Genomic DNA, 15,168 nt, shown 5'->3' with positions numbered 1-15,168 from the left:
ATCGTTGCCTTGACGTGATGATTGCGATGTTGGACCGGCGGGAAATGACCGACGAGGCGTTTGCAGGAAACCGCCTGCTTGCAACGTTCGAGACAGAGTCTCGGAAGCTGATCGAGCCCCATGGCGAGCTCGTGGAATTAAAAACGGGAGAAGTGGTCCTGGGCCGCGGCGACCAGCCGAAGGTCAGCATCTTTCCGTTCGACTCGACCATGATCTCGCTCGGCGTCGAACTCAGCAGTGGCCGCTCGGCCGAAGTGGCGTCGATCGGCCGCGAGGGCGCCGTCGGCGGCATCGTCAGTTGCGGACAGGCTCCGGCCTTTTCGACGGCGAAAGTCCTGATGCCGGGACCGGCGCTTCGGGTGCCTATGCGCGAACTTGAACGCGCGAAGAGCGAGTCGCCGTTCATTGCCAACCTGTTCTGCCGCTTTTCGGACTATCTCCTGGCGCAGGTCATGCAGTCGGCGGCGTGCAACGCCTTCCATTCGATCCAGGAGCGGGCCGCGCGGTGGCTATTGCATGCGCAGGACCGCGCCGGCGATCGCATCGACCTGACGCAGGAAGCCTTCGCCGGATTGCTTGGCGTGCAGCGCACGACAGTCAACGCAGTCATTCAGTCGCTTCAGGCCGATCACCTCGTCGCTACGGGTCGGGGCGTTATCCGCGTCACGGATCGCCAAGGCCTCAAGAAACGGTCATGCGAGTGCTACGATCAACTGGAACGGCATTTCGCCGCAGTCATCGGCCACAGCGGGCATGGGGATTAAGTCAGCAAACTCCATGGCAACGCCTCACCCGCCTGAAATGGCACGAGGCCGTCGATTGTTTCAGGAACGTGGGTCGCCATCCGCTCCAAAGTTATCGTTTCGTCGTTTAGTGGCAGCCCATAGAAACGCGCGCCGTTGATCGAGGCGAAGGCCTCGAAGCGATCGAGTGCGTCCTCTTCCTCGAAGACTGCCGCATAGCTCTCCAGCGCATAGGGCGCGTTGAAGATTCCCGCGCATCCGCATGCGCTTTCCTTGGCCTCACGGCTGTGCGGCGCGCTATCAGTGCCGAGAAAGACGTTGGAGGCGCCAGACGTCGCAAAGCGTCTCACCGCGAGCCGATGCTCTTCGCGCTTGGCGACGGGCAGGCAATAGGCATGCGGGCGTAGTCCGCCTTTGAACAAGGCATTGCGGTTGATCACCAAGTGCTGCGGCGTGACGGTCGCTGCGATGTTCACGCCGCCCTGCTGAACGAATTCCGCCGCTTCCGCGGTGGTGATGTGCTCCAGCACGATCTTCAGCGCGGGGAAGTCCCGCACGAGCCGCGAGAGCGTGCGTTCGATGAACACCTTCTCCCGATCGAATACGTCGACGTCGGGGTCAGTGACCTCGCCATGGACGCAGAGCACCATACCTGTCTGCTCCATTCGGGCGAGCGTGGGATAGATATTGCGGATGTCGGTGACGCCCGACGCGCTGTTGGTCGTCGCGCCAGCGGGGTAGAGCTTCGCGGCGATCCACACGCCCTCGCCGTGACCGCGCGCGATCTCTTCGGGGTTCGTCTGGTCGGTCAGGTAACAGGTCATGAGCGGCGTGAAGCCGGGCACGGTCGCCGCCATAATCCGCTTGCGATACTCGCGCGCCACTTCGACCGAGGTCACCGGCGGCGCCAAATTGGGCATGACGATCGCCCGCCCGAACTGTCGCGCGGTGTAGGGCGCGACGCGTATGAGCATTTCGCCGTCACGCAAATGCACGTGCCAGTCGTCGGGTTTGCGGATGGTCAGCGTTTGCGATGCCACGTTTGGTAACCTAGCTAAGGCGCATGCCCGGCACCACCCTCAGCGATCGCGCCCTCATTCGCCTGTCCGGCGAGGACGTTCGCGGCTTCCTGCAGGGGCTGGTCACCAACGATGTCGCGGGACCATTGCCGGTATGGGCCGGGCTGCTCAGCCCTCAAGGCAAATGCCTGTTCGATTTCGTGGTGTGGGCTGACGGCGACGACCTGCTGCTCGACTGCGAAGCCGAAGCGGCGGACGAACTGATTAAACGCTTGTCGATCTATCGTTTGCGCCGGCCGATCACGATTGCGCGTGAGGATGTGCTGGCCGTGCATTGGGCGCCGAAGGGCGAGAATGGCGATCCGGACCCGCGCTTGCCCGGCCTAGGCCGTCGGTGGCTCGCTCAGGCTGCCGAACCGTCGACCGGCTGGCTTGAACACCGCCTTCGCCTTGGGGTCTGCGAGGGTCGAACTGAGCTTGGAGATATCCTCTGGCTCGAATGCAATGCTGTCGAGCTGAACGGCGTCAGCTTCACCAAGGGCTGCTTCGTCGGTCAGGAAAACACCGCCCGCATGAATTGGCGGCAGAAAGTCAATCGGCGGCTGGTTGTCGTTCCTGCCGATTCCGAAGGCCCGCGGACCCGCGTTTTTTATCCTGAGCTTGGCTTTGCGGTGGAGCATCGCCGTCTCGACGATCTCGGCGACATCATCCGTCCGGCCTGGCTCGACCAGGCACTTGTAACAGGGGAAGCATGAAGACTTTTCAGATCATCGCCGGCGCACTGGCGCTGCTCACCGCGTTGCCCGCCACCTCGGCGACCAACGCGGACGCGGCGCTTAAGCGCATTCTCGCAAGCCCCGGATATCGGACCGCTGCGGCGTCGTTCGATGCGAAGCACGACCAGTGGGTGGCCGATGTTATCCGCATCACGGAGGTGCCGTCGCCGCCGTTCAAGGAACAGGCCCGCGCCCGCGCCTTCGCCGACCTGCTTCGTCAGCGCGGTCTCGATCCAAGCATCGACCCGGAAGGCAACGTCCTCGCATTGCGCAGGGGAATCGCGGGTGGACCCGTAGTCGTCGTCGCCGCGCACTTGGACACCGTTTTCCCCGAGGGGACGGACGTCAAAGTCCGCCGCGAGGGCAATCGCCTGAGCGCCCCGGGCGTCGGCGACGACAGCGCCGGCCTCGCGACCCTGCTCGCGATCGTCGACGCCATGAACGCCGGCCGTATCCAGACCAAACGTGACATCCTCTTCGTCGGCAACGTCGGGGAAGAGGGGGCCGGCGACCTGCGCGGCACGCGCTACTTGTTCAACAAGGGCGCGTACAAAGGCCGCATCGGCGCCTTCTTCTCGCTCGACGGCGGCGGCACCGACAGCATCACCAACGGCGGCACCGGGTCGAAGCGCTACCGCATCACCTACAAGGGCCCTGGCGGCCACAGCTACGGCGCGTTCGGTATCGTCAATCCGCTGGTGCCGCTCGCGGCAACGGTGTCCGAACTCTACAAGCTGAACGTCCCCGCCGACCCGAAGACTACCTACAGCGCGAGCGTGATCGGCGGCGGGACGTCGGTGAACGCCATCCCCAACGAGGTTTGGCTGGAGGTCGACATGCGCTCGGTGAGTGCCGCCGAATTGGGGAAGCTGGAGCGGCAGTTCCTCGATATCGTCGACCGGACGGTTGCGGCCGAGAACGCCACGCGTTCGGTCCGCGCCGGCGCGGTCTTCGCCGACATCAAGCCGATCGGCGATCGTCCCGCTGGCCACACCGCGCCCGATGCTGACATTGTCGCCTTCGCTCGCGCCGCCTATCGCGCCGAGGGCATGCAGGTGAAGGACAGCACGTCCTCGACCGATTCCAACGTGCCGATGAACCTCGGCATCCCGGCGCTCACGATGTCGCACATCGCGAAGGCCGGGGGCGCGCATTCGCCGGCGGAATTTATCGAGACCGACAAGGCGCCGAACGTGAAGATCAAGCGGATCGTTCTTGCCACGATCCTCGCGACGGCGGGCGTTCCCTAAGCGAGCACTGCGTAGGCGCGCACCGGGAAGGTGCCCATGCCGCGTACCTTCGGCGGCACCGCGGAAAAGCGAAACCCACTGTGCTGCAAGGCATCAAGCCCGGTCATATGCTCGCAAACCGGAATGTTTGCGGCGAGCAACCGGGTGTGAACCGGCCGCGCCCGCTCGCGTGTGTCGTCGATGTTGTTGCTGTCGATGCCGACCAGCGCGGCGCCATTTGCAGCTAGCCAGTCGGCCGCATCGGCGGTGAGGAAAGGGTGGTCCACGCCGTAGCGGTCGGTGCGCCAATGCCGGTCCCAGCCGGTGTGCACCAGCACCGCCTTCCCGCGCACGTCGAGACCATCGAAATGCTCTGCCGCTGTCGCCAGACCGCTCTCGAAAGGCCGCCGAATCACCACACCGGGAAGGTCAGCAAGCGACCGCAACGGCAGCTCCGAAAGGTCCGCGTCATCCGCGTAACGGTGGAACGGCGCGTCCAGATAGGTGCCCGTATTGGCGACCATGTCGATGCGCCCAATCTGGAAGCTCGACCCGTCGTCGTAGTTCGCCGCGGAAGCCTCGCGGGTCCAGAAATCGCAGATGTGCGGGCCGGGGAGGCCGGGATAGGTCGTCATCCCGCTCTCGATCACGTGGCTGAGGTCGACGATCCTTTGATCCATAGCCGCAGCAATGCCATGGCGGCGATCAGCAGCCAAATGACGTTGAGCACCGTGGACGGCAGCGCCTTGTGCCACCAGCCGTTGACGATGAAGCCCGCCGCGCCGAGCAGGTTCATCCACTGGAACGCCGGCGAGCGGCCGGTCAGCTTGCCCGTCGTTACCAGGATATAGCCGAGCAGGATCAGCAGGGCCCCGGCCCAGCCGACCGTCTCGACGGCCAGTTCGACCGGGGTCATGCGAGCCGCGTCACTGTGCTGCGAGCTTCCTCAGCACGTACTGCAGGATGCCGCCAGCGTTGTAATATTCCAGCTCGTTGTAGGTATCGATCCGGCAGCGGGCGGTGAAGCTGAACTCCTCGCCGCTGTCGCGCGTGACCTTCACGGTTACGTCCTGTCGCGGCTTCAGATCGGCAATGCCCTCGATCGTATACTTCTCAGCGCCGGTCAGGCGGTGCGTCTCGGCATTCTCACCGTCCTGGAACTGAAGCGGAAGCACGCCCATGCCGACCAGGTTGGAACGGTGAATGCGCTCGAAGCTCTCGGCGATCACCGCGCGGACGCCGAGCAGGATGGTGCCCTTCGCCGCCCAGTCGCGCGAGCTGCCCGTACCATACTCCTTACCCGCGACGATCACGAGCGGACGATTGTCATGCTTGTACAGCATCGCTGCGTCGTAGATCGGCATGGTCTCGCCCGTCGGGGCGTATTTAGTGAAGCCGCCCTCGACATTGTCGAGCATGCGGTTGCGGATGCGGATGTTGGCAAAGGTGCCGCGCATCATCACTTCGTGATTGCCGCGCCGGGAACCGTAGCTGTTGAACTCGCCGCGGCTGACCTGCCGATCGAGCAGGTAGCGCCCGGCCGGACTGTCCGGCTTGATCGCGCCTGCGGGCGAGATGTGGTCGGTGGTAATCGAATCGCCGAAGATCGCCAGCGGCCGCGCGCGCTGGATGTCGGTCAACGCCGTTGCCGTCATCGTCATGCCGGTGAAATAAGGCGGGTTCTGGATGTAGGTCGAACCGGCCGGCCAGCCATAGGTCTCGCCGCCGGTGATATCGATCTTCTGCCACCGCTCGTCACCGCGATAGACATCGGCATAGCGGCGGCGAAACATCTCCGAATGGACGTGCGCATCGATCAGGTTGCGCACTTCCTCGTTGGTCGGCCAGATGTCCTTCAGGTAGACAGGCTCCCCGTTCGACGCGGTGCCGATCGGCTCGCTGACCATGTCCGAGCGCACGGTGCCCTTTATCGCATAGGCGACGACTAGCGGCGGCGACGCCAGATAATTGGCGCGGCAATCGGGCGACACGCGGCCTTCGAAGTTGCGGTTGCCCGAAAGCACGCTCGCGGCGACCAGGTCGTTGTCGTTGATCGCCTTGCTGATCGGCTCGGGCAGCGGCCCGGAATTCCCGATGCAGGTCGTGCAGCCATAGCCCACGAGGTCGAAGCCGAGCGCGTTCAGGTCTTCCGTGAGGCCACTCTCGGTCAGGTAATCGGTGACCACCTGGCTGCCGGGCGCGAGGCTGGTCTTGACCCACGGCTTGCTCGTCAGCCCCTTCTCACGCGCCTTGCGGGCGACCAGGCCGGCGGCGATCAACACCGACGGGTTCGACGTATTGGTGCAGCTGGTGATGGCGGCGATGGCGACATCGCCATTGCCGAAGTCGTAGCTTTCCCCTTCGACCGCCACGCGCGGGTCCGAACCCTTCTTGTAGGTCTTGTCCAGCTCGGCGTTAAACTGATCGTCAAGCTCGCTTAGCAGCACGCGGTCCTGCGGGCGCTTGGGCCCGGCCAGCGACGGCTCAATGGTGCTCATGTCGAGTTCGAGCGTGTCGGTGAACAAGGGATCGGGCGAGTTCGCATCGCGCCACAGGCCCTGCACCTGCGCATAGGCGCGGACCAGCGCAATGGAATCCTCGTCGCGGCCGGTCAGCTTCAGATAATCGATGGTGCGCTCGTCGATCGGGAAGAAGCCGCACGTCGCGCCATATTCGGGCGCCATGTTGCTGATCGTCGCGCGGTCGGCGAGCGGCAGGTTGTCCAGGCCGGGGCCGTAGAATTCGACGAAGCGGCCGACGACGCCCTTCTGGCGCAGCATCTGGGTCACGGTCAGCACGAGGTCGGTAGCGGTGATGCCCTCCTTAAGTTCGCCAGAGAGGCGGAAGCCAACCACTTCGGGAATCAACATGCTGACGGGCTGGCCGAGCATCGCGGCTTCGGCCTCGATCCCGCCGACCCCCCAGCCGAGCACGCCGAGGCCGTTGACCATCGTCGTGTGGCTGTCGGTCCCAACCAGCGTGTCCGGATAAGCGACCTTCTCGCCGGTTTGGTCCTCACCCGTCCACACGCCCTGCGCGATATGCTCCAGGTTCACCTGGTGGCAGATGCCGGTGCCCGGCGGCACGACCTTGAAATTGTCGAACGCCTGGCTGCCCCACTTGAGGAACTCATAGCGCTCGCCATTGCGCTCATATTCGAATTCGACATTCTTCTCGAACGCCTTCGGGGTGCCGAACTCGTCGACCATCACGCTATGGTCGATCACCAGATGCACGGGCACCAGCGGGTTGATCTTCTGCGGATCCCCGCCCAGCTGCCGCATCGCGTCGCGCATCGCGGCGAGGTCGACCACCGCGGGGACGCCGGTGAAGTCCTGCATCAGCACGCGGGCCGGGCGATACTGGATCTCGCGATTGATCCGCCGCTCCTTCAGCCAGTCCGCCATGCTCTGCAGGTCGTCCTTGGTGACGGTCGTGCCATCCTCGAAGCGCAGCAGATTCTCCAGCAGGACCTTCATGGAAAAGGGTAGTCGCGACACGTCGCCCAGCGTCGTCGCGGCCTTCGCCAGCGAATAATAAGCGTAAGTCTTACCCTCGACGTTCAATGTCGTGCGGGTGCCGAGGCTGTCCTGGCCGGTAGGAATCATTGCTGTCTTTCTGGGGCTGCGTTGGAAATGGGCGCCGGGGCGCGCTTAGCAACCCGCGCGAGGCGCCGCAAATCGGTCAGTCAAATGGGTAATTTTGCGCTAAGCTGATAATCGTCTGCGCCAGATTGTCGCCGCGCCACTCGTATTCGTCTCGCAGGTGCAATAAATGTGGTGAACAACGAAGCAGGGAGGCCACTACCGTGACCCACGACACCGAATATTTTCGACGCCGTGCTGCCGAAGCCCGCGCTGCGGCCTGCTCGAAGGATCAGCCGGAGCGGGTGGAAATCGCGGGCGAGCTGGCTCTCGCTTACGCGGCCTTGGCGCGCCGTCGCGCGGCGGCCATCGCAACCGCCGAGGAAACGCCGGCAATCTCCTTCTCGCAGATCGCCTAGATCCAGCCGCGCCATTTGAAGAACAGGTACGGGCCGATCGCGCTCGCCAGCATGACGGCGAGCGAGACCGGATAGCCGTAATGCCAGTCCAGTTCCGGCATGTAGTGGAAGTTCATGCCGAAGACGCCGGCGATCAGGGTCGGCGGCAGGAAGATGATCGCTGCCCAGCTGAACAGCTTCATCGCCGCATTCTGTTCGATGCTGATTAGGCCGAGCGAGGCGTCGAGCAGGAACGTGACGTTGTCCGATAGGAAGCTGGCATGCTCCGACAGGCTGTGAACGTCGGTGCTCAGGCTCGAAAGATGATTCTTGAAGTCGTTCTGGTCGACCCCCTGGAAACGGTTGGCGCCGGAAAGAAAGCTAAGCATCCGAATCGTGCTGACGGCGGAGTAACGGATCTTCGTCAGCAGTGACTGGGTTCGCCCGATCCGGGTGAGCAATGCGGTCAGCCGCTTGGCCGGAATGCGGCGCTCTTCCATCTTCTGGTGGAAGATATGCGCGGACAATTGCTCCATGTCGCCGCTGACATTCTCCAGCTCGTCGGCCAGGCGATCGATGAGCGCATCCAGCATGCGGAACAGGGCAGTCGGCGCATCGCGGACGAGATCGCCGTCCCGGCGTGCATGGTCCGAAAAGGCGCGGATCGGCTTTGGCGTTGCATAGCGCACGGTGACCAACCGATTATTGGCTAGCACGAAGCTGATGGGGGTCGTTTTGGGCTGTCCGTCTTCGAGGCCGTAAAGGACGCTGACCGTCATGTAGAGCGCGCCGCCCTTTTCGTAGAGCCGGCTGGAGGGCTCGATTTCGGCCATCTCGTCTTCGGTGGGCACGTCCATCCGGATGCACCGTTCGACAAGTTTCTCTTCTTCCTCGGTCGGCTCTTCGAGGTCGACCCAGGTCGCCGTGTCGGGGATGCTTGTCAGCTTGGCCTCGACGAGACTTCCATCGCATCCGGGTCCGTAGGCGCGCAGCATTCGACATCATCTGTCAGTCCCCGGCACATCGCGCAATGCGTCACCGCTGATTGCGTCCCCGCGCCGCAGTCTGCACAGTCAGGCCAATGAAGCCGTCGCGCCTGTGGATCTTCGCTGCCCTCGCCATCGTAATCGCGACTGCCGCCGTCCTGCTGGCAATGGGACGGAACCCAATCTGCACTTGCGGCGCGGTCGATTTATGGGTCGGGTCGCGCGACAGTCCGCGCACCAGCCAGATGCTGAGCGACTGGTACAGCTTCAGCCACGTCGTCCACGGCTTCCTGTTCTATGCTTTACTCTGGCTCGCCGCGCGGCGCTGGCCGGTGGGTTGGCGGTTCGTTGTCGCGCTACTCATCGAGTGCGCGTGGGAGATCACCGAAAACACCCCCATGATCATTGATCGCTATCGGGCGACGACCGCGGCCGTTGGCTACACCGGGGACAGCGTCCTCAACTCGCTTTCGGACGTCGGCATGATGGCGCTGGGGTTCTTGATCGCTCGAAAGCTTCCGGTTTGGGCGAGCGCAATTGCGCTGATTGCCCTGGAAGTTACCCCACTGTTCGTCATCCGTGACAATCTCACGCTCAACGTCATTGCCTTGATCGCGCCGAACCAGACGTTGCAGGCATGGCAGGCGGGTCGCTAGGGCACCATTGCCGTTTCCGCGTGTTGTGGAGCCGACGTTGTTGGGGAGAGCTCGGTTTGAGGAAGTTCGCAATGGGCTGCGCAGCCCTGCTGGCGGTTACGACTTCGAGCGCGGCGACCGCCGGCGAAGTCTTTGGCGGGGTCTACGTCCACGACGTGAAACTTCCCACCGACCTCAGCGGCTTCGAACAGGGATTTGATCTCCAGGTCGGCTATCGCGGCGGAAGGATCGGGAAGACGCCGCTGCAATGGTATGCCTTCGGAGCGCTGAACACGGCGGGCGACACCAGCTACGCCGCCACCGGACTGTCGGCGAAGTTCGGCGTTGGCGGCGGCTTCTACATCCGCCCGGGACTCGGCATTGCAATTCACGACGGCTCGGCCGGTAAATATTACCGGACGGATCGGATTGCCTTCGGCAGCCGCGTCCTGTTCGAACCCGAAATCGGCATCGGGACGCGGATCAACGATCGGCTGAGCGCCGAGGCGAGCTGGGTGCACATGAGCCACGCCCAGCTGCGCGGCCGGGAGAACCCCGGCATCGATAATCTCGGCGTCCGGCTGAATCTGGCGCTTTAACGCCCCAGCATCGTCTCCGGTTTGACCACGCGATCGAAGGTTTCTTCGTCGACCAGTCCGAGCTCAAGGCCCGCTTCCTTCAGCGTCAGCCGCTTCTTGTGCGCATGCTTGGCGATGGCCGCCGCATTGTCGTAGCCGATCTCCGGCGCAAGCGCGGTGACCAGCATCAGCGACCGATTCATCAACTCGGCAATGCGATCCTCGTCCGGCTCCGCGCCATCGAGCATCCGCTCGGTGAAGCTCGTCATTCCGATCGACAGCAGGTTGATCGAGCGAACCACGTTAGCGCCGATCATCGGCTTGAAGACGTTAAGCTCGAGGTGGCCTTGCATGCCGCCGATCGTGACCGCGACGCAATTGCCCGCGACTTGCGCCGCCACCATCGTCAGCATTTCCGCCTGGGTCGGATTCACCTTGCCCGGCATGATCGAGCTCCCCGGCTCGTTCTCCGGCAGCTTGAGCTCGCCGAGCCCACAACGCGGGCCGGAGCCGAGGAGGCGGATATCGTTGGCGATCTTCGTCAGCGCGGTGGCGATGGTGTTGAGGATGCCTGACAACTCGACCAGCGTGTCATGGGCCGCCAGCTCGGCGAACTTGTTCGGAGCCGAGGTGAACGGCAGCTGCGTCAGGTTCGCGACTTCCTTGGCAAATTCGTTCGCGAATCCCGCCGGCGCATTCAGGCCAGTCCCGACCGCCGTGCCGCCCTGCGCCAGGCGGAACACGCGGGGCAGGGCACCCTCGACCCGCTCGATGCAGTCGGCAATCTGCGCGGCATAGCCGGAGAATTCCTGCCCGAGCGTCAGCGGCGTCGCGTCCTGCAGGTGCGTGCGACCGATCTTGACGATGCGGTCCCAGCGTTCGGCTTGATCGGCCAACCGTGCATGCATGAGGCGCAGCGCTGGGAGCAGCTTGTCGTTCACGCCGCGCGCCGCGGCAATATGCATCGCTGTCGGAAAGCTGTCGTTCGACGACTGCGCCTTGTTGACGTGGTCGTTGGGGTGAACCGGGTCCTTGCCGCCACGCCTGCCGGTCAGGATCTCGTTGGCCCGCCCGGCGATGACCTCATTGGCATTCATGTTCGACTGCGTCCCCGAACCCGTCTGCCAAATGACGAGCGGGAACTGGCTGTCGAGATCGCCGCGCGCAACTTCCGCAGCCGCCTGCTGAATGACTTCCGCCAGCTTCGGGTCGAGCCCACCGATTCGCGCGTTTACCCGCGCAGCCGCCTGCTTCACGAAACCGAGCGCGTGGACGATCTCGATCGGCATCTGCTCGCGCGGGCCGAACGGGAAATTGCCGATCGACCGTTCGGTCTGCGCACCCCAATAAGCGTCGGCCGGGACGTCGATCGGGCCAAAGCTGTCGGTTTCGCTGCGCGTGTCGTTGGGCATGATGTCTCCTGAGCGTTCCGGCGGAGCTCGTCGAAGCCCTGCCTTCTTTGCGCCGCGCTAAAGAGAAAAATCAGTCCTTCGACAAGTTCAGGGCGAACCGCGGCTACTTCTTGCGGGTGAAATCCACGCTGACGACGTTGGAACCGTCTTCTCGCGGCTCGGCATCGGCCACGCTTTCCTCTTCGGCCGGCGTATCGTTCTCGGCCGCTTCGTGCTCATCCGGCTGCATCTCGGCTGCGGCCTGGAACGTCAGTGCGAACTCAACGGCGGGATCGTGGAACTGCGTCACCGCGGCGAAGGGAACATGCAGCATCGCGGGGACGCCGCCAAACGACAGGCCGACCGAGAAATTGTCCTCTTCGACTTTCAGATCCCAGAAGCGATGCTGGATGACGATGGTCATCTCGTCGGGAAAACGTTCGAGCAGATGCTTGGGGATCGACACCCCGGGCGCCCGCGTCTTGAAGGTGATGTAGAAATGATGCTCACCCGGCAGCGTGCCGGTCTGCTCGACCTCGCGGAGCACACGGCTGACGACCGCTCGCAGCGCGTCCTGCACGATCTCGTCGTACGGAATCAGGCTTTCAGGGGTCTCGTCAGTCATCGCTTTCGTGGTAGCGGTCGAGCGAGCGCGGTCAAGCGGAGTCCTGCTGATGCCGATCAATGCGACGGAAGCCTATGACGACGGCAACATCTTCGCGCGCATCCTGCGTGGCGAAATACCCTCCACCAGGGTTTATGAAGACGAGCAGACGCTGGCGATCAACGACATCAATCCGCTGGCGCCGACCCATATCCTCGTCATCCCCAAAGGCGCCTACGTGTCGTGGGACGATTTTTCGGCGCGGGGCTCGGACGAGGAAATCGCCGCCTTCGTCCGTGCGGTTGGCAAGATCGCCCGTGAGGCGGGACTGGTCGAAAGCGGCTACCGCCTGCTTGCGAACGCGGGGTTGAACGCCGGCCAGGAAGTGCCGCATCTGCACGTGCACATCTTCGCGGGCCGCCCGCTGGGACCGATGCTGGCCCGCTAATGCCGCCGGTCGAAGGGGGATTGCCCTCATGATGACAGCCGCTAGGGTCGCGGCCAAGAATTCTTAGGGGAGTGAGATGGCAACAGCAGCACCGCGCGCGGTTGGACGCGGACGTGTCAAGTCGATGGACGACATCCTGGCGACAGCCGAGAAGAAGTCTCTAAAGCGCTCGCTCGGCGCATTCCAGCTGACCCTGCTCGGCATCGGCGCCGTCATCGGCACCGGCATCTTCGTGCTGACCGCCACCGCCGCCCAGAAGGCGGGGCCGGGCATGATGATCAGCTTCATCGTCGCCGGCGCAGTCTGCGCGGTCGCAGCGCTCTGCTACTCCGAACTCGCTTCGATGGTCCCGGTCGCAGGCTCCGCTTACACTTACTCCTATGCCGTCATGGGCGAGTTGGTCGCCTGGCTGGTCGGCTGGGCACTTATTCTCGAATATGCACTCGGCGCCTCCGCGGTGGCGGTCGGTTGGTCCGGCTTCATCAGCGGGTTGCTCGATAGCGTCGGCGTCCACATACCCCATGCCTTGAAGGTCGGGCCGCAGATTCAGTGGGGCTTCCTTCAAGGCGGCGAGCTCGGCGGAATGATCAATCTGCCGGCCGTGATCGTGGTTGCCCTGGTGACTACGCTCCTTGTCATCGGCACCAAGGAAAGCGCGACGTTCAACGCCGTGCTGGTGGTGATCAAGATCACCGCGCTAACCCTGTTCCTCATCATCACGCTGCCCATGATCAGCGGCCATGCGGCGAACTTCGAACCGTTCGCGCCGCGCGGCTGGGGCAATCCCCTGAGCGCGTCGGGGACGGGCATTCTCGGTGCCGCGGCGTCGATCTTCTTCGCCTACGTCGGCTTCGACGCCGTCTCGACGGCCGCCGAAGAAACGAAGGATCCGCAGCGCAACGTGCCGATCGGTCTGATCGGCAGCTTGCTGATCTGCACGGTCTTCTACCTGCTCGTTGCCGCCGGTGTGGTCGGTGCCTATGGCGCACAGCCCTTGATGGATCCGGCCACCGGCCAGTTTTTCAAGGAAGGCTCACCCGAACTGTATGCCTCGGCCGCTTGCCAGGCGGCGCATGCGCCGACGGTCTGCTCGAAGGAAGCGCTCGCGCACATCCTGCGTGAAGTCTCGAACCCGCTGTTCGGCAACCTCGTCGGTCTTGCGGCAGCGATCGCGCTGCCGTCCGTCGTGCTGCTGATGATGTACGGCCAGACCCGCGTCTTCTTCGTGATGGCGCGCGACGGCCTGCTGCCCGAGCGCCTGTCGGCCGTGCACCCGCGGTTCCAGACGCCTTACGTCGTGACCATCGTGACCGGCGTGTTCGTTGCCATTGCGGCGGCGTTCCTGCCGGTCGGCACCCTGGCCGATTATTCGAACGCCGGCACCTTGTTCGCGTTCGCGGCGGTCTCGCTGGGCGTGATGATCTTGCGCAGGAAGGATCCCAGCCGTCCGCGGCCGTTCCGCACGCCGGCGCTGTATCTCGTGGCGCCGCTGTCGATCGCCGGCTGCGCGCTGCTGTTCCTCAACCTGAACATCGAGTCCAAGCTGCTGTTCGTCTCGTGGACGGTGATCGGCCTCGTGATCTATTTCCTCTACGGATATCGCAACAGCCACGTCGGCCGCGGCATCACGGAGGTGCCGGAGCTAGCCGCCGACGCACCGGGCTCGATCGGCATTGCGCCGATGCCGGGTGCGCCGGTCCCGCCGGACGATCGAAACTAAGCGGCGAGGCCGCCGGCCAGCGCCCTGAGGTTCGCCTCGGGGCGCGCGCCGTAATGCTGGATCACTTCGGCAGCGCAGATCGCGCCAAGCCGGAGACAATCCTCCAGGCTGCGGCCACGGGCCGTGCCGAGCAGGAAGCCGGCGGCGAACAAGTCGCCGGCGCCGGTCGTATCCACCAATTCATGGATCGGTTGCGCAGGAACTTCCGCGCGTTCGCCGCCGCGAGTCGCCAGGGCCCCATCTTCGGACCGCGTCACGACCAGCGTCTCTACCTTGTCCGCAAAGGCGCCGACGGCGCTGTCCAGATGGGCCACCCCGGCCATCGCCTCGATTTCCGCCTGGTTGGCGAACAGGATGTCGATCTGCCCGTCCTCGATCAGCTTGGTGAAGCCGTCACGATGGCGGTCGACGCAGAACGTGTCCGACAGCGTGAAGGCAACCTTGCGGCCCGCGTCGCGCGCAACGTCGATGGCCCGGACCATTGCCGAGCGCGGCGTCTCGGGATCCCACAGATAACCTTCCAGGTAGAGGATGGCGGCGTCGCGGATCTGCGCCTCGTCCAGCGCCGCGGGCGGCAGATGCTGGGCAGCCCCGAGGAAGGTATTCATTGTCCGATGGCCGTCGGGCGTCACCAGAATCATCGACCGCGCGGTGGGTTCGCCGACGTTCGTGGCCGGCGTGATGAATTCCACCCCGGTCGCGGTCAGGTCGTGCCGGTAAAACTGGCCCAGTTGATCCGGCGCGACTTGCCCGATGAACCCTGCCCGCCCGCCTAGCGCCGCAACGCCCGCCGCGGTGTTACCGGCGGAACCGCCGCTGACTTGATGCGCGGGCCCCATGTGCGCGTAGAGGCGCTCGGCCTCTTCCGCGTCGATCAGCCGCATCGAGCCTTTGACCAGGCCTTCCTTCGTCAGAAAGTCGTCGCCTGCATTGGCGATCACGTCGACGATGGCATTGCCGATGCACAGGACATCGAGGCGCGGATCGGGCATCATTAACTCCGGACGATTGGGAAAGCGCGCCGCCTAGCCGCCTGTTCACCGGCTCGCAACATTGC

General features: G+C 64.2%; 16 protein-coding genes. 8 read left to right on the top strand and 8 right to left on the bottom strand.

Features of this window, described 5'->3' with window-relative positions; genetic code table 11:
* Positions 1-44 precede the first annotated feature (44 nt).
* Positions 45-764 carry a Crp/Fnr family transcriptional regulator gene (locus QU596_RS08330; protein WP_308514885.1) on the top strand — a complete coding sequence of 240 codons (720 nt, stop codon included), beginning with the start codon at positions 45-47 and terminating at the stop codon, positions 762-764.
* On the opposite strand, the gene pyrC is transcribed toward QU596_RS08330, so the two are convergent.
* Positions 761-1,783 carry a dihydroorotase gene (gene pyrC / locus QU596_RS08325; RefSeq protein ID WP_308514883.1) on the bottom strand — a complete coding sequence of 341 codons (1,023 nt, stop codon included), beginning with the start codon at positions 1,781-1,783 and terminating at the stop codon, positions 761-763. The two genes, QU596_RS08330 and pyrC, sit on opposite strands and share 4 nt — an antisense overlap.
* A gap of 23 nt (positions 1,784-1,806) precedes the next feature.
* Between pyrC and ygfZ the strand changes: the two genes are divergently transcribed.
* On the top strand, positions 1,807-2,517 hold the full coding sequence (gene ygfZ / locus QU596_RS08320) for a CAF17-like 4Fe-4S cluster assembly/insertion protein YgfZ (RefSeq protein WP_308514881.1): 711 nt from the start codon (positions 1,807-1,809) through the stop codon (positions 2,515-2,517).
* Positions 2,514-3,788, top strand: coding sequence for a M20/M25/M40 family metallo-hydrolase (locus QU596_RS08315; protein ID WP_308514879.1), 1,275 nt, complete (start codon positions 2,514-2,516; stop codon positions 3,786-3,788). Before ygfZ ends, QU596_RS08315 begins: the two co-directional genes overlap by 4 nt.
* On the opposite strand, the gene QU596_RS08310 is transcribed toward QU596_RS08315, so the two are convergent.
* Genes QU596_RS08310 through acnA form a run of 3 tightly spaced genes read right to left on the bottom strand, consistent with a single transcriptional unit; the run spans position 3,785 to position 7,375 of the window.
* Positions 3,785-4,447, bottom strand: coding sequence for a cyclase family protein (locus tag QU596_RS08310; protein WP_308514877.1), 663 nt, complete (start codon positions 4,445-4,447; stop codon positions 3,785-3,787). The two genes, QU596_RS08315 and QU596_RS08310, sit on opposite strands and share 4 nt — an antisense overlap.
* A complete protein-coding gene (locus QU596_RS08305) occupies positions 4,414-4,683 on the bottom strand; it encodes a CBU_0592 family membrane protein (RefSeq protein WP_308514875.1) in 270 nt (89 codons plus the stop codon). Before QU596_RS08305 ends, QU596_RS08310 begins: the two co-directional genes overlap by 34 nt.
* Before the next feature lie 10 nt (positions 4,684-4,693).
* The gene (gene acnA, locus QU596_RS08300; RefSeq protein WP_308514873.1) at positions 4,694-7,375 is read right to left on the bottom strand and encodes an aconitate hydratase AcnA; all 2,682 of its coding nucleotides are present in this window, start codon (positions 7,373-7,375) and stop codon (positions 4,694-4,696) included.
* A 200-nt stretch (positions 7,376-7,575) separates the two neighbouring features.
* Here acnA and QU596_RS08295 point away from each other — a divergent pair, with 200 nt between their 5' ends.
* Positions 7,576-7,770, top strand: coding sequence for a hypothetical protein (locus QU596_RS08295; protein ID WP_308514870.1), 195 nt, complete (start codon positions 7,576-7,578; stop codon positions 7,768-7,770).
* Here QU596_RS08295 and QU596_RS08290 read toward each other — a convergent pair.
* Positions 7,767-8,744, bottom strand: a complete 978-nt coding sequence (locus tag QU596_RS08290; protein ID WP_308514869.1) for a magnesium transporter CorA family protein — start codon at positions 8,742-8,744, stop codon at positions 7,767-7,769. The two genes, QU596_RS08295 and QU596_RS08290, sit on opposite strands and share 4 nt — an antisense overlap.
* A gap of 86 nt (positions 8,745-8,830) precedes the next feature.
* Between QU596_RS08290 and QU596_RS08285 the strand changes: the two genes are divergently transcribed.
* Positions 8,831-9,391, top strand: coding sequence for a DUF2585 family protein (locus tag QU596_RS08285; protein WP_308514867.1), 561 nt, complete (start codon positions 8,831-8,833; stop codon positions 9,389-9,391).
* A gap of 56 nt (positions 9,392-9,447) precedes the next feature.
* A complete protein-coding gene (locus QU596_RS08280; RefSeq protein ID WP_308514866.1) occupies positions 9,448-9,969 on the top strand; it encodes an acyloxyacyl hydrolase in 522 nt (173 codons plus the stop codon).
* Here the strand turns inward: QU596_RS08280 and fumC are convergent.
* On the bottom strand, positions 9,966-11,360 hold the full coding sequence (fumC, locus tag QU596_RS08275) for a class II fumarate hydratase (protein WP_308514864.1): 1,395 nt from the start codon (positions 11,358-11,360) through the stop codon (positions 9,966-9,968). The two genes, QU596_RS08280 and fumC, sit on opposite strands and share 4 nt — an antisense overlap.
* A 103-nt stretch (positions 11,361-11,463) precedes the next feature.
* Complete coding sequence (locus tag QU596_RS08270; protein WP_308514862.1) at positions 11,464-11,964, bottom strand: SspB family protein; 501 nt, start codon at positions 11,962-11,964, stop codon at positions 11,464-11,466.
* Between the two features lie 49 nt (positions 11,965-12,013).
* On the opposite strand from QU596_RS08270, the gene QU596_RS08265 reads away from it, so the two are divergent.
* Positions 12,014-12,391 (top strand): histidine triad nucleotide-binding protein, encoded by a 378-nt coding sequence (locus QU596_RS08265; RefSeq protein WP_308514859.1) that lies wholly within the window; start codon positions 12,014-12,016, stop codon positions 12,389-12,391.
* Between the two features lie 76 nt (positions 12,392-12,467).
* Positions 12,468-14,111 (top strand): amino acid permease, encoded by a 1,644-nt coding sequence (locus tag QU596_RS08260; protein WP_308514857.1) that lies wholly within the window; start codon positions 12,468-12,470, stop codon positions 14,109-14,111.
* Here the strand turns inward: QU596_RS08260 and QU596_RS08255 are convergent.
* Positions 14,108-15,103: an adenosine kinase gene (locus QU596_RS08255; protein ID WP_308514855.1), complete on the bottom strand. Its 996-nt coding sequence runs from the start codon at positions 15,101-15,103 to the stop codon at positions 14,108-14,110. The two genes, QU596_RS08260 and QU596_RS08255, sit on opposite strands and share 4 nt — an antisense overlap.
* Positions 15,104-15,168 lie beyond the last annotated feature (65 nt).

The organism is Sphingomonas flavescens (genome assembly GCF_030866745.1).
In the GTDB taxonomy this organism is placed as follows: domain Bacteria; phylum Pseudomonadota; class Alphaproteobacteria; order Sphingomonadales; family Sphingomonadaceae; genus Sphingomicrobium; species Sphingomicrobium flavescens.
Note: the sequence above shows the minus strand (reverse complement) of the source record. Positions and strands in the feature narration are given on the sequence as shown.

Bases quoted from the DNA above. Each gene is read 5' to 3' on its own strand.
- QU596_RS08330 (WP_308514885.1), top strand. From the start codon at position 45: ATGACCGACGAGGCGTTTGCAGGAAACCGCCTGCTTGCAACGTTCGAG.
- ygfZ (WP_308514881.1), top strand. From the start codon at position 1,807: ATGCCCGGCACCACCCTCAGCGATCGCGCCCTCATTCGCCTGTCCGGC.
- QU596_RS08315 (WP_308514879.1), top strand. From the start codon at position 2,514: ATGAAGACTTTTCAGATCATCGCCGGCGCACTGGCGCTGCTCACCGCG.
- QU596_RS08310 (WP_308514877.1), bottom strand. From the start codon at position 4,447: ATGGATCAAAGGATCGTCGACCTCAGCCACGTGATCGAGAGCGGGATG.
- QU596_RS08305 (WP_308514875.1), bottom strand. From the start codon at position 4,683: ATGACCCCGGTCGAACTGGCCGTCGAGACGGTCGGCTGGGCCGGGGCC.
- acnA (WP_308514873.1), bottom strand. From the start codon at position 7,375: ATGATTCCTACCGGCCAGGACAGCCTCGGCACCCGCACGACATTGAAC.
- QU596_RS08290 (WP_308514869.1), bottom strand. From the start codon at position 8,744: ATGCTGCGCGCCTACGGACCCGGATGCGATGGAAGTCTCGTCGAGGCC.
- QU596_RS08285 (WP_308514867.1), top strand. From the start codon at position 8,831: ATGAAGCCGTCGCGCCTGTGGATCTTCGCTGCCCTCGCCATCGTAATC.
- fumC (WP_308514864.1), bottom strand. From the start codon at position 11,360: ATGCCCAACGACACGCGCAGCGAAACCGACAGCTTTGGCCCGATCGAC.
- QU596_RS08270 (WP_308514862.1), bottom strand. From the start codon at position 11,964: ATGACTGACGAGACCCCTGAAAGCCTGATTCCGTACGACGAGATCGTG.
- QU596_RS08265 (WP_308514859.1), top strand. From the start codon at position 12,014: ATGCCGATCAATGCGACGGAAGCCTATGACGACGGCAACATCTTCGCG.
- QU596_RS08260 (WP_308514857.1), top strand. From the start codon at position 12,468: ATGGCAACAGCAGCACCGCGCGCGGTTGGACGCGGACGTGTCAAGTCG.
- QU596_RS08255 (WP_308514855.1), bottom strand. From the start codon at position 15,103: ATGCCCGATCCGCGCCTCGATGTCCTGTGCATCGGCAATGCCATCGTC.